Source organism: Pseudomonas sp. IT-P253, from assembly GCF_949768125.1.
Lineage (GTDB): Bacteria > Pseudomonadota > Gammaproteobacteria > Pseudomonadales > Pseudomonadaceae > Aquipseudomonas.
Genome location: NZ_CATKPT010000047.1, coordinates 1 through 12,831, shown reverse-complemented (window position 1 = coordinate 12,831; position 12,831 = coordinate 1). Strand labels below are relative to the sequence as shown.

Here is a 12,831-nt window from a genome sequence, read left to right as displayed (position 1 = left end):
AACGATCTTGTCATAGCATTCCCAGTTACGCGCCGCACGACCGATGCCACCGTAAACCACCAGTTCTTTAGGGTTCTCGGCGACTTCCGGGTCGAGGTTGTTCATCAACATGCGCAACGGCGCTTCGGTCAGCCAGCTCTTGGCGGTCAGCTTGTTACCGCGGGCAGCGCGGATTTCGATATCACGGAAACGGGATGGCTTGCTCACCAGAAGTCCTCTTGAAAGGGCCTTTCAGCCTGTTTATGGTTTGCCGTTACAGCTGCACCTATACAATCATGTCTATACAACCATATGCAAGTGAAATTTTAGGCACCTATGCTCTGTATTAGCCCTGATTACAGCGTGAACATTTGTAGCTATTGAACGGTTTGCACAGGTGCAAGCCTCATGAATTAATGAGCCGGGCCGAGGAAAGACAGCCAGCGGCGTTCAGCCAGGCGGAACAAACCGAACAGAGAGAACGCGACCTCCCTGCATCAACTGCTGGATCAGGATTGGATGGTCATCTGGACTTGCAGGGATGGCCGCTGGGTTGGATGTTGACGCATCGAAAAAAGGGGACTCCCATTAGCCAGGCTCAAGGCAAGGCTAATGGTGTCCCCTTTTCTGCTGAAGGCTAAATAACGGACACGTACAGCAAAAAAGGGCGTTCCTGAAGGAACGCCCTTTTCCGTTATGTTTTCAGCTGGTTGGTGGCAGATCAGTCGTCATGCAGCAAACCTGAACTGTATTGGCTGAAGCTGTTCCCAAGCGCACTGCCATGGAAACTCATTTTGTCGGGGTTGTTGCTGTGGCTCGGAGTAAAGCCTTCAGACGGCTGGCAGTCTTCGGCATAGCAGTCATGGGTGCTCGCTCCCGAACAGGCGCTCAACAGCAAAGCACCGGCGATTAGGGCGACTTTGAGTACGTTTGAGATCACTTTTCAGATTCCTTATGGGGGGCGCAATGGCTGACGTTGTACTTTCATCCTAGTCCATGGTCCTGCCGCCCATTATGAAACTTTGGTCAGTGACAGCGTTTGTTCAGGCACGGTGGCGTCTCAAAAAAGGACGCCCCTGAGAGGCGAATGCCGATCAGTTAAGCCAAAACACGATCCGTAGCAGCTGGCGAAGCCTGCGTCCGGCTGCACAGCAGTCGTAAAGTCAGACAATGCGGTGCGTCAGATTCACCGCGCACTCAGGGTTTTCGACTGCTACGCAGCCGGACGCAGGCTTCGCCAGCTGCTACAGGGTATGTGTTGCTGCTGAGTTTTCTTAACTGATCGGCATTGACCCTGAGAGGCGTCCTTCTCTTTATCACCACTTAATCACGGTTGCCGACCGGACCTTCATACAGTGCTGGGTGGGTCGACATTATCCAGCGCCCGATTCACCAACAGCGCCCCAACTACCGCCAACTGCTGAATCGACAATGCCAGGCTGCGCGGCGAACCTTCGAGCTGACAAGCCAGATCGGTGGTAAGGACGTTTATCACCGCTACAACCGCCCCGCTCTCCCGTCACCTCGATGATGGATTGGAACGATTAACGACAATAGCCTTTAAAACAAAGGTTTATACAAACCATTCATTCCCCCGTATACCACCAAGCCCTCTCAACTGACCTTTTCACTACGGCGAACTGCATTCACATCAGGCAGATAGCGGCCAAAGTCGGCCTCTCGATGGCTAAAACTTTCCGCTTGATTCATACAGATAAAGTTGGAGGTGCTGAACATCGGTCTAAACTCTGAGCCTCAGTTGTGCTCCGCAGGGAGGTTAGAGTGCCATGCAGCCATCCATCAAGCTGGTCAATCAGCCCACCAAATATATGTTCTTCACTGGCAAGGGCGGGGTTGGCAAAACGTCGGTCTCCACAGCGGTGTCAATCGCATTGGCCGATGCAGGCAAGAAAGTGCTTCTGGTTAGCACAGACGCCGCCTCGAACCTTGATGAGATGCTCGGCGTTGAGCTGAGCAATCAGCCTGTAGCAGTGCCGGACGTGCCTGGAATGTTCGTGCTCAACATCGACCCAGGAACCGCAGCAAGCGACTACCGAGCCAGAGTGGTCGAGCAAATGGGCTCCCAAGCAAGTGATCAAGACATTGCTATCGTGCGCGAGCAACTCTCGGGCGCATGCACGACCGAAATCGCAACCTTCGATGAGTTCTCCCACCTCCTGTCTCAAGGCGGCGCGGACTATGACCACGTCGTGTTCGATACCGCTCCCACGGGACACACGCTCAGGCTGTTGAGCCTGCCCAAAGCGTGGAGCGGATTTCTGGAAGGCAATGATCGTGGTGCCTCATGTCTGGGGCCGCACTCGGGCTTGAAAATGCAGGAGCAGCTTTTCAATCAGGCTTTGGCTGCACTCAATAATCCAGCCCTGACCACCGTCGTGCTAGTGGCTCGACCGGACAAAGGCGCGCTCGGTGAGGCCGCGCGATCCTCTGACGAGCTTCGTGAATTGGGTCTGAAAAACCAACGTCTAGTGGTGAACGCTGTATTCAAACGCAGCAACTTGAATGACCCGATCGCTGCAGCCATCGAAGCCATCGGCCAGCAGGCGCTCGACGAGATGCCAGCTTCGCTGCGGCAGCTTGCAGTCGACTACATTCCGCTCAAGGCTGTGGATTCCGTTGGTTTACCCGCGCTACGTGGGCTGCTTGCCGCGGAGCCCATTCGAACAACAAGCACTGCAACCCACGAGCCCTCACACCTCGAACATCACAAGCTCTCGGAATTGGTTGCCGAGCTTGCGAATGACGAGCGCGGGTTGATCATGGTCATGGGCAAGGGGGGTGTCGGCAAAACCACTATTGCCGCCGCCATCGCACTGGGCTTGGTCCAGCACGGCAAGTCCGTGCATCTGAGCACGACGGATCCTGCGGCGCATCTGGCTGTGACCCTCAACGCCGATGTGCAAGGACTCAGCGTAGGCCGCATCGACCCTAAGGTCGAGACTCAAAAATACGTGGACAAGATCGTAGCTTCCCGCGCCCCGACGCTGACGGAAGATGAAAAAGCCTTGCTCATTGAGGATCTGCGCTCCCCCTGCACCGAAGAGGTCGCGGTCTTCCATGCGTTCTCCCGCGTGGTTTCTCAAGCCAGAACCTCGTTCGTGGTGCTGGACACCGCCCCCACGGGTCACTCGCTGCTACTGATGGATGCCACAGGCGCCTATCACCGCCAGATGATTCGGGAATTCAAAGGCAGCGCCTCAGACCACATCGTCACGCCTTTGATGCGCCTGCAAGATGCGGACTACACCAAAATCATCCTGGTGACGCTGCCCGAAGCCACACCGGTGTCTCAGGCGGCAGCACTGCAGGATGACTTGCGCAGGGCCAAAATCGAACCCTTTGCATGGGTGGTCAATAAGTCTCTACTGGCCACAGACACCGATGACCTGCTGCTTCGAGCACGCCTGGATAGTGAGCGAAAACAAATGGCGCGGGTAGCCGACAAAACCAACCATGCTGTCATCGTGGTGCCCTGGACGGCGGAGCCGCCTGTTGGCGTCGCTGCGCTGAAGCGCCTGTTGGATTGAGGCGCCAGCGTCGGCTCAACGAGCCTATTGACGGGGACGGATAGCACGGTAAAACACCGCCCCGAAATTGCTTGGGATTTTTTAGGTCGCTCGCCCGGCGTCATCCGCCCCTGTTCGATTGGAATTTGAGACTCAACACTGCCGTCTACACGTAGGAGTAGCCAAGCGTATTGATGCTTAAAAGTGAAGAGATCTTCACACCGAATGGAATACCAACATCCATATCGGCGGGCTTCAGAACCTGGCTAGGCGTTGGTGGGTTCTTCCCGTTTGGACCCGCTTGCCAATCAGCCCACGTCTTGTCGATAAATGAATGATGCAGCCAAAACAGAGGGTCGGTGGGTGAACTGGGCCCCTTCATGTCACCCCCGACAGCATTGTGTGTATCGGCATGCACCGCACCCTGAAGCAGTGTTTGAAATCCGCTAAAAGTGCCTTGATAAGCATTAACAGCCGCCAAATCGGCGGCTGCCGCGAGCTTCGAAGCGCTCCAATGGCGTGTCACCGACCAACTCGCGAGAAGTCCGGGATCAGTCAATGCGACCGGTATACTACGATCGGTAATGGAATCCCAATAGGGTATTGAGACTGTTGGGTCGATGGCCTGAATGCGCTCCTCAAAAAGCTTCAAAAACCGTCTGTGCCAGGTGAGAAAGTTCGTTCCTGGCGTCCATCCATTATTCATTTGCATCGAGTGAACATTCCAATCCATATGGGCCATGCTCATGGCCTCGGCGTGGAGTAATACGAATCGGCGATAGGCAGGAGCCGATGCCCCGGCTCCATGCATGGCATTGATGGCAGCAATCAAAGCTTTCCATTCCTTTGCGGTCAGGTTCTTCTGATTCTTTCGAACACCCATGTCATTCTCCTTGAAGAGGGCACACCGTGGATGGAATGGTCAATCTGCTTGATCAGTCCGGTGCAGATGAGCGTAGCTAGTCACCCAGCACTCCTCCACCCACAGGTCGCCTCTGATCGAAGGGGGAGTATTAAAGAAAAAATAAGGGGACGGTTGTATTTTTCCCATGCGGTGAAGTACAAAAATAAATCCGTCCACTTTACTGCCCTTCGAAGTTTTAGCATCGAAAACGCAGTGCGTGTCCATTCATTAAACATCGCCACAGGGCGCGTGTTTAAGCGCCCTCAAGCTTACTTCCTGAAAGCTACAAAACCTTGCGCCGTTGCCTACGGTTACGCCAGAATCCGCCGGCTTGTGCGTCTTGGGCCCGCTCGGTAACTTGATTCGTGTCACTGCCCATCAGTGATCGGGTTTAGCAGCCCGGGGTTATAAGCAAGCTGCACAAGCTCTTGTCAGTCAGGCATTCTCACGCCTGCACTTGATGGTAGTTGTGCGCAGGGCGCCTTCGGGCGCGCCGGCTTTGCTAGCTTCCCCGGTCTGCTAACCTGCGTACAGCTGCCTCCCTCTCGTTTAGCAGCAGGAGGGTTGGCACCCAATCAGGAAGCCAGCTCATGTTCAAAGTCACACCCAACCCACCGGACACCGATCCGGTCTCCCCGTACGAACCCGATTCAAACAAACTCAACGACGCCGCCGAACGCGCCCTCGACTTTCACTTTCCCTCCACTGCCGATATCAAAGCGAAGCCGCGTACACCCAGCACCTTGTTTACTGTGGACCCAGAGGTCACGACCGAAACCCTGATGGTTTATCTGGTCGAGACGCTGGCCTCGGTCGATGTAATGGTCCATCACCTGGTGGATCTTCTAGAGGGTGGGTCGCGCAACGCCCTGCTGGGCATTTCAAACAGCATCATGCTGGCGGAGATCACGGCTAACCGGGTGCTGGATCAGATTGATCCGCCTGAGTAGGCCGGGTTCGTTCTGACGAGGGGCTTGTCGGCTGCTGCGAAGCGGCCGCAACGCTGGGACTGCTGCGCAGTTCAACAGGGCGGTGCGGCGTACCGACAAGCCCCCTCGCCAGCGCGTCTCATCGCTTGTCCGTCGCTTATCCGGTGGGGGTTATCTCAGTCCCAAGCCAATCCTGATAAACTCCCCCACCTCCCAGCCTCACCGATTCCAGACCCCCAATGTCCGTATTCAACGCCACACCCGCCCCGCTCTCCCGCCGTTTCTCCGTCGCCCCGATGATGGACTGGACCGACCGCCACTGCCGTTTCTTCCTGCGCCTGCTCTCCAAGCACGCGCTCCTCTACACCGAAATGGTCACCACTGGCGCGCTGCTCAACGGCGATCACGAGCGTTTCCTGCGGCACAACGAAGCCGAGCACCCGCTCGCGTTGCAGCTGGGCGGCAGTGTGCCGTTGGACTTGGCCGCCTGCGCGCGCATGGCCCAGGACCACGGTTACGATGAGGTGAATCTGAATGTCGGCTGCCCGAGTGATCGGGTGCAGAACAATATGATCGGCGCGTGCCTGATGGGGCATCCGCAGTTGGTGGCCGATTGTGTGAAGGCGATGCGTGATGCGGTGTCGATTCCGGTGACGGTGAAACACCGGATCGGGATCAATGGGCGGGACAGTTACGAGCAGTTGTGTGATTTCGTCGGCACGGTTCAGGATGCCGGGTGCACGAGTTTTACGGTGCATGCGCGGATTGCGATTCTGGAGGGGTTGTCGCCGAAGGAGAATCGGGACATTCCGCCATTGCGCTATGACGTGGCGGCGCGGTTGAAGACGGATTTTCCGGAGCTGGAGATTATTCTCAACGGCGGGATCAAGACGCTGGAAACCTGCCACGAGCATTTGCAGACGTTTGACGGTGTGATGTTGGGCCGTGAGGCGTATCACAATCCTTATGTGATGGCTGAGGTGGATCAGCAGCTGTTCGGCAGCACAGCGCCGGTGATCAGCCGGGCCGAAGCGCTGGCGCAGTTGCGGCCCTATATTGCTGCGCACCTTGAGACGGGCGGTTCGATGCACCATATCACCCGCCATGTGCTGGGGCTGGGCACCGGTTTTCCGGGGGCGCGCAAGTTTCGGCAGTTGTTGTCGGTGGATATTCACAAGGCCAAAGAGCCTTTGGCGTTGCTGGATCAGGCCGCCGAGTTGCTTGAGGGGCGTTAAGCGCCCCCGCTGTTGTATCAGCGTTTCGGCAACTTGATCGTCACGTTCAACCCGCCCCACTCGCTCTCCTGCAACAGCAATGCCCCGCTCCACGTGTCGACGATGTCGCGCACGATCGCGAGGCCCAAACCATGCCCTTCAGTCTGTTCATCCAGCCGTGTTCCGCGGCTGAACACCTTATCGCGTTGGTCTTCGGGTATCCCCGGCCCGTCGTCTGCCACGCTTAACTCAAAGCCTTCCGCGGTTTCGGTCACGTTCAATCGAACCTCGGCGTCCGCCCATTTGCAGGCGTTGTCCAACAGGTTGCCGAGCAGCTCCAGTAAGTCCTCGCGATCCCACGGCAGTTGCAGTCCGGCGGGTGCGAGGTAACTGAGGTGCAGATGCTCGCCATGAATCATGTTCAACGTGGCCAGCAACCCGGGCAATTCAGCGTCGCAATCAAACAACGCGCCCGGCAGCGCATCGCCGGATAACCGGGCGCGATTGAGCTCGCGATTGAGTCGATGCTGGACCTGTTCCAGTTGTTCCTTGAGGGTTTGGCGCAGGTGCGGATGCGCATCGAGCTGCTCGCTTGACGCCAGGCTCAACAACACCGCCAACGGGGTTTTCAAGGCATGGCCGAGGTTGCCCAAGGCATTGCGTGAACGCTTGAGGCTGTCTTCGGTGTGGGCCAGCAAATGATTGATCTGCGCCACCAGCGGTTCCAGCTCCACGGGCACCTCCTCATCAAGTTGCGAGCGCTGGCCCTGCTGTAATTGGGCGATCTGCTCGCGGGCCTTTTCCAGCGGACGCAATGCACGGCGAACGGTAATCCGCTGCAACAGCAGAATCAGCAGCAGCCCCGCCAGGCCCAGGCCAAGACCGATCTGTTGCATGCGCCGGAAGCTCTCGCGCACCGGGGTGTAATCCTGGGCCACGCTGATGGAAATCGACTGGCCCAAGCGGCGATAGTCCGAACGCAACACCAGCAACTGCTGCCCTTCCGGTCCCAGTTGCAGGTTGCTGTGCAGACCGGGATGGTCCATCAGCGGCAGTTCCCGATCCCACAGCGAACGGGAACGCCACTGGCTGTCGGCAAAGTCGATACGAAAGTAATGCCCGGAAAACGGTCGCTGATAGGCCGGCGACAGGTGCCGCTCATCCAGTTGCACGCCTTGCGGGCCACGCACCAGTGCCACCAGCAGGTTTTCGCTGTCGTCGCGCAGCCCGGCTTCGAGGTAACGCTGCAAGCCCATTTCGAACAGCCACAGACTGGTTTGCGCCAGCACCAGGCCGACAATCACCATCACGCTGATCAGCCCCAGGCTCAAGCGGCGCTGGATCGACCTCACTGGGCTTGCCCGCCGAACAGGTAACCCTGACCGCGACGGGTTTCGATCACGCTCCGACCGAGTTTGCGTCGCAGGTGATTGACGTGCACTTCCAGCACATTGGAATCGCGTTCGGTTTCACCGTCGTAGAGGTGTTCGGCGAGATGCGTTTTGGAGAGGATCTGTTCGGGGTGCAGCATGAAGTAACGCAACAGACGGAATTCAGCGGCGGTGAGCTGGATATCGGCGCCGTCACGAGTCACGCATTGACGGCCCTCATCCAGGTGCAACCCGGCCGCCTTGAGGGTCGGCTGATTGGCCTGGCCGTGGGACCGGCGCAACAATGCCTGAACCCGCAAATGCAACTCTTCGGGGTGGAACGGTTTGGTCAGGTAATCGTCCGCGCCAGCCTTGAGGCCTTCGATCCGTTCGGCCCAGGAACCGCGCGCGGTGAGGATCAGCACCGGCGTCGACAACCCGCCCGCGCGCCATTGGGTCAACACCTCAAGCCCCGGCAAACCCGGCAGGCCGAGGTCGAGGATGATCAGGTCATAGGGTTCGCTGCAGCCCTGATACACCGCGTCGCGACCGTCGGCCAGCCAGTCCACGGCATAACCCTGACGGTTGAGCCCGGCCATCAATTCGTCGGCCAGGGGTACGTGGTCTTCCACCAGCAGCAATCGCATCGATCAATCTTCCTTGTCTTTCAATAATCGGCCAGTGGCGGCTTCGATGTGCAGTTCGCGGACCACGCCTCCGGCGGTCAACAGCTCGACTTCATACAAGTAGACGTCGTGTATTTCTTCGAGATCGGCTTCCAGCAGTTTGGAACCGGGGTAGCGGCCCAGCGCCTGTTGCAACAGCTGCTCCAGCGGCAGGATCACGCCCTGCTGACGCAGGAGCAGGGCTTCGTCCTGATTCAGCTCGCGAGCCATGACCGCCGAGCATAAAGCCAGCAGCGCCAGGGTCAGGCAAGAATAAGAAAACACCTTCATTACGTATCCTGATGGTCCTTTTGAACCTGCCCGCAGACAGCGAGCATGTGTTGCCTACGGGGCACCATAGCGGTAGGAACTTAACTGAAACTGAATTGCCATCATGGAGCAACGCAGTGTGCGATCACGGGCTGATTTTTTATGGCGCCAGCACCTCGTCTGCCCGGCCGCCTTCCTGCTGTATCACCAAGTGAATGAAGTGCAATTTGGCGATCACCGCAGGTGACAGGACAAACGGATAGAAGTCCGGCTGCCCCATGCTGCGCGACAGCTCATTGAGCATGCCGGCCAGTTCGATCCACGCATTGACGAACGACAGGAACGCCGTGCCACCGGGATGGTGTGGATCGTAGAGGGTGCTGGGCGGGAATGGCTGATAGTCAAAATCCATTTCCCGGGCGCTCATGCCAAAACCCAGCGCGGTGTCCACCGCGTCCATCATGTGCAGGTAGTGAGCCCACGTTTCGGCCCAGTCCTCCCAGGGATGCATGGTGGCGTAGGCGCTGACGTAATGCGGTTGCCAGTCGAGGGGCGTGCCTTGCTGATAATGTCGTTCCAGAGCGTCGGCATAACTGGCGCGCTCGTCACCGAACACGCCGCGAAAGTGCTCCAGCCACTGGCTGTTGGCGATCAATCGGTCCCAGTAGTAATGCCCGACTTCATGTCGAAAGTGCCCAAGCAACGTGCGATACGGTTCGTGCATCTGCACCCGGACCTGCTCTCGGTGGGCATCGTCGGCTTCCTTGATGTCGAGGGTGATCAGGCCGTTGGCGTGCCCGGTAGTCGGCAGATTGCCTTCGAGGTCGACGCCGATGAAATCGAAGGCCAGGCCGCTCTCTTCATCCACGGTTTTCGGGATCACCTGCAAGCCGAGGCTGACTAGCTGCGCGACCAGGCGCCGCTTGGCAATTTCGACCTGGCGCCAGCGTTCATGGTTTTCGGGAATGGATAGATCAGGAATGGTGTGGTTCAGGCTGCACGCGATGCATAACGCATCGCAGCCGTTGGCAGGCAGTAACCAATTGCACGCGGCGGGGGTATCGAGGTTGGCACAGCGGCGGAACACGCCCGCCTCGGGATCGGCATCGAGCAACCAGGTATTGGCTTGAGGGCCAGGCTGCAGTGAGGACAGGCGACTCTGCTCCGGCTGATAACCCAGCGCCGCCGAACAGGCCAGGCACTGGCTGTTGCGAAAAAACAGCGACTGCCCGCAGCGGCACTGCCAGACCTTGCTGTTGCGCGAGCTTTCGCCGATGAAAGGCGCGGCGATGCGGGAGCTGAGCTGTTCGAAGAAGCGGTGCATGGCGATCTCTCCCTGAGGCTTGCCAAGACTAGATCATCAATCGGTATCGATCGTTCGCGCTTTTTTGCGCAACGGCTAATGGCGCTTTCGCGAGCAGGCTCACTCCCACATTTGATCGCATTCTTACAGGAAGAACTCGGTTAAATGTGTGAGTGAGCCTGCTCGCGAATGGCATCACACCGAAATACCGTGCTGACTCAAAAACCCGACAAACGCCTCTTCATCCAACACCTTCAACCCCAGCTCATTGGCCTTGGCCAACTTGGAGCCAGCACCCGGCCCCGCCACCACGTAATGAGTCTTGGCCGATACCGAACCCGCCACCTTGGCGCCCAGGCTCTCGAGCTTGTCCTTGGCGACGTCTCGACTCATCAACTCCAGCGAGCCGGTCAACACCCAAGTCTGACCCGCCAATGGCAAGCCTTCGACGACTTTTTTCTCGCTCTGCCAATGCATGCCGAAATCACGCAACTGCTTCTCGGCGGCTTCGGCAATCTGGCGATTTTCAGCCACTGCGAAAAACTCGCGAACCGAATTTGCCTGTTTCTCCGGCAGCGCCTGACGCATGTCCAGCCAGTCAGCGCCAAACACGCCTTCGAGCGATCCAAACCTGTCCGCCAGTTTCTGCGCCCCGCCCGGTCCAACCGAAGGAATGTGCAACTTGTCGAGGAAACCGCCCAACGTGGTGCTCGCCGCAAACTCGGCACCCAACTCGCCCTGATCCTGAATCTGCAGGCCGTGCTTGAGCAGATCGGCAATCACCTGCCGGTTATGCGCATCTTCAAAGAAGCTGTGAATCTCGTGAGCCACTTCCAGGCCGACATCCGGCAAGTACGTGAGGACTTGCGGCAACGCCTGCTGAACCCGCTCCAGCGAGCCGAGAGAACGCGCCAGCACCTTGGCCGTCTCTTCGCCGACATCGGGAATCCCGAGGGCGTAGATGAAGCGTGCCAGGCTCGGTTTTTTGCTGTCTTCGATAGCGCCCAGCAGGTTCTTGCTCGACAGCTCGGCAAAGCCTTCGAGATCGACGATTTGCTCGAACGTCAGGGCGTACAGATCGGCCGGCGAATTGACCAGACCTTCGTCCACCAATTGCTCGACGCTCTTCTCGCCCAGGCCTTCGATGTCCATGGCGCGACGGGAGACAAAGTGAATGATCGCCTGCTTGAGTTGCGCACCGCAGGCCAGCCGACCGACGCAGCGGTACACCGCGCCTTCACTGACGGTCTCGCGCCCTTTGCTGCGCTTGACCAGTTGCGTGCGCTCGACATGAGAGCCGCACACCGGGCATTGCTCGGGGATCTGCACCGGCCGTGCGTTATCCGGACGGCGCTCGAGGACCACTTGCACCACTTGCGGAATCACGTCGCCAGCACGACGGATGATCACCGTGTCGCCGATCATCAGGCCCAGGCGCGCCACTTCATCCATGTTGTGTAACGTCGCGTTGGCCACGGTGACACCAGCGACCTTGACCGGTTTCAAGCGCGCCACGGGGGTGACGGCACCGGTGCGACCGACCTGGAATTCCACGTCGAGCAATTCGGTGAGTTCTTCCATGGCCGGGAATTTGTGGGCGATCGCCCAACGCGGTTCGCGAGCGCGGAAACCCAGCTCACGCTGCGAGGCGATGCTGTTGACCTTGAACACCACGCCATCGATTTCATACGGCAGCGCATTACGGCGCTCACCGATGTCGCGGTAGTAATCCAGGCATTCATCGATGCCCTGCGCCCGCTTCAGCTCATGGCTGATGGGCAGGCCCCAGGTTTTGAGTTGCTGCAAGTTGCCAATGTGCGTGTCAGCGATATCCGCCGAAATCTGGCCGATACCGTAGCAGCAGAATTCCAGCGGACGGTTGGCGGTAATCTTCGAGTCCAACTGCCGCAAGCTACCTGCCGCCGCGTTGCGCGGGTTGGCAAAGGTCTTGCCGCCGACTTCCAGTTGCGTGGCATTGAGCCGTTCGAAACCGGCCTTGGACATGAACACTTCACCGCGTACTTCCAGGATCGCCGGCCAGCCGCTGCCTTGCAGTTTGAGCGGAATGTTGCGCACGGTGCGCACGTTGACGCTGATGTCTTCGCCAGTGGTGCCGTCGCCGCGTGTCGCGCCACGCACCAACACACCGTCTTGATAAAGCAGGCTGACCGCCAGGCCATCGAGCTTCGGTTCGCAACTGTATTCCACCGCCGCGCCGCCACCGAACAAGTCGCCGGCCGGTAAGTCGAGACCTTCGGTCACCCGACGATCAAACTCGCGCATGTCGGTTTCTTCGAAGGCGTTGCCGAGGCTGAGCATCGGCACTTCATGACGCACCTGCGTGAACGCCGACAGTGCCGCGCTGCCGACTCGCTGGGTCGGCGAGTCGCTGGTGATCAAGTCGGGATGGGCCGCTTCAAGGGCCTTGAGCTCGTGGAACAACCGGTCGTACTCGGCGTCCGGAATGCTCGGCTCGTCCAATACGTGATAACGATAGTTGTGCTGATCCAGCTCAGCGCGCAGCTCTAGAATGCGGTTTTTGGCGGCGGTCATGGGTGTTCTCTCATAAAGCAAAAGAGCAGCCGAGGCTGCTCAATCTGTGTAGGAGCCAGGCTTGCCGGCGAAGGCGATTTCAAATACGCCATCGCCGGCCAGCCGGGCTCCGACAGC

General features: G+C 58.5%; 10 protein-coding genes and 3 pseudogenes. 3 read left to right on the top strand and 10 right to left on the bottom strand.

Annotation, left to right across the window (positions count from 1 at the left end; genetic code table 11):
* The 4 genes and pseudogenes from ACM6IR_RS22230 to ACM6IR_RS22215 form a co-directional block, all read right to left on the bottom strand.
* A pseudogene (locus ACM6IR_RS22230) lies at positions 1-207 on the bottom strand (urocanate hydratase); the annotation flags it as partial.
* A gap of 185 nt (positions 208-392) precedes the next feature.
* A pseudogene (locus ACM6IR_RS22225) lies at positions 393-467 on the bottom strand (amino acid ABC transporter permease); the annotation flags it as partial.
* A 233-nt stretch (positions 468-700) separates the two neighbouring features.
* Entirely contained in the window at positions 701-919 is a 219-nt protein-coding gene (locus tag ACM6IR_RS22220) for a hypothetical protein (protein WP_414909684.1), read from the bottom strand.
* 408 nt (positions 920-1,327) lie between these two features.
* A pseudogene (locus ACM6IR_RS22215) lies at positions 1,328-1,480 on the bottom strand (DUF6124 family protein); the annotation flags it as partial.
* A 286-nt stretch (positions 1,481-1,766) separates the two neighbouring features.
* Here ACM6IR_RS22215 and arsA point away from each other — a divergent pair.
* Entirely contained in the window at positions 1,767-3,527 is a 1,761-nt protein-coding gene (gene arsA / locus ACM6IR_RS22210; RefSeq protein ID WP_414909683.1) for an arsenical pump-driving ATPase, read from the top strand.
* 145 nt (positions 3,528-3,672) lie between these two features.
* Here arsA and ACM6IR_RS22205 read toward each other — a convergent pair whose 3' ends face one another.
* Complete coding sequence (locus ACM6IR_RS22205; protein WP_414909682.1) at positions 3,673-4,389, bottom strand: tyrosinase family protein; 717 nt, start codon at positions 4,387-4,389, stop codon at positions 3,673-3,675.
* A 611-nt stretch (positions 4,390-5,000) separates the two neighbouring features.
* Between ACM6IR_RS22205 and ACM6IR_RS22200 the strand changes: the two genes are divergently transcribed.
* Together ACM6IR_RS22200 and dusA are read left to right on the top strand one after the other, a co-directional pair.
* The gene (locus tag ACM6IR_RS22200) at positions 5,001-5,360 is read left to right on the top strand and encodes a DUF6124 family protein (protein WP_414909681.1); all 360 of its coding nucleotides are present in this window, start codon (positions 5,001-5,003) and stop codon (positions 5,358-5,360) included.
* A 218-nt stretch (positions 5,361-5,578) separates the two neighbouring features.
* Positions 5,579-6,574, top strand: coding sequence for a tRNA dihydrouridine(20/20a) synthase DusA (dusA, locus tag ACM6IR_RS22195; protein WP_414909680.1), 996 nt, complete (start codon positions 5,579-5,581; stop codon positions 6,572-6,574).
* A gap of 17 nt (positions 6,575-6,591) precedes the next feature.
* On the opposite strand, the gene ACM6IR_RS22190 is transcribed toward dusA, so the two are convergent.
* From ACM6IR_RS22190 to ligA, 5 genes are all read right to left on the bottom strand, one after another.
* Entirely contained in the window at positions 6,592-7,905 is a 1,314-nt protein-coding gene (locus ACM6IR_RS22190; RefSeq protein ID WP_414909679.1) for a sensor histidine kinase, read from the bottom strand.
* Positions 7,902-8,570: a response regulator transcription factor gene (locus ACM6IR_RS22185; protein ID WP_414909678.1), complete on the bottom strand. Its 669-nt coding sequence runs from the start codon at positions 8,568-8,570 to the stop codon at positions 7,902-7,904. Before ACM6IR_RS22185 ends, ACM6IR_RS22190 begins: the two co-directional genes overlap by 4 nt.
* Positions 8,571-8,573: 3 nt before the next feature.
* Positions 8,574-8,879 (bottom strand): PepSY domain-containing protein, encoded by a 306-nt coding sequence (locus ACM6IR_RS22180; RefSeq protein ID WP_414909677.1) that lies wholly within the window; start codon positions 8,877-8,879, stop codon positions 8,574-8,576.
* A gap of 139 nt (positions 8,880-9,018) precedes the next feature.
* Complete coding sequence (locus ACM6IR_RS22175; RefSeq protein WP_414909676.1) at positions 9,019-10,182, bottom strand: putative zinc-binding metallopeptidase; 1,164 nt, start codon at positions 10,180-10,182, stop codon at positions 9,019-9,021.
* Between the two features lie 174 nt (positions 10,183-10,356).
* Positions 10,357-12,714, bottom strand: coding sequence for an NAD-dependent DNA ligase LigA (gene ligA / locus ACM6IR_RS22170; protein ID WP_414909675.1), 2,358 nt, complete (start codon positions 12,712-12,714; stop codon positions 10,357-10,359).
* Between the last annotated feature and the right edge of the window lie 117 nt (positions 12,715-12,831).

Excerpts from the sequence above, each read along its gene's own strand:
- ACM6IR_RS22200 (WP_414909681.1), top strand. The coding sequence starts at position 5,001 with ATGTTCAAAGTCACACCCAACCCACCGGACACCGATCCGGTCTCCCCG.
- arsA (WP_414909683.1), top strand. The coding sequence starts at position 1,767 with ATGCAGCCATCCATCAAGCTGGTCAATCAGCCCACCAAATATATGTTC.
- ACM6IR_RS22180 (WP_414909677.1), bottom strand. The coding sequence starts at position 8,879 with ATGAAGGTGTTTTCTTATTCTTGCCTGACCCTGGCGCTGCTGGCTTTA.
- ACM6IR_RS22175 (WP_414909676.1), bottom strand. The coding sequence starts at position 10,182 with ATGCACCGCTTCTTCGAACAGCTCAGCTCCCGCATCGCCGCGCCTTTC.
- ligA (WP_414909675.1), bottom strand. The coding sequence starts at position 12,714 with ATGACCGCCGCCAAAAACCGCATTCTAGAGCTGCGCGCTGAGCTGGAT.
- dusA (WP_414909680.1), top strand. The coding sequence starts at position 5,579 with ATGTCCGTATTCAACGCCACACCCGCCCCGCTCTCCCGCCGTTTCTCC.
- ACM6IR_RS22185 (WP_414909678.1), bottom strand. The coding sequence starts at position 8,570 with ATGCGATTGCTGCTGGTGGAAGACCACGTACCCCTGGCCGACGAATTG.
- ACM6IR_RS22205 (WP_414909682.1), bottom strand. The coding sequence starts at position 4,389 with ATGGGTGTTCGAAAGAATCAGAAGAACCTGACCGCAAAGGAATGGAAA.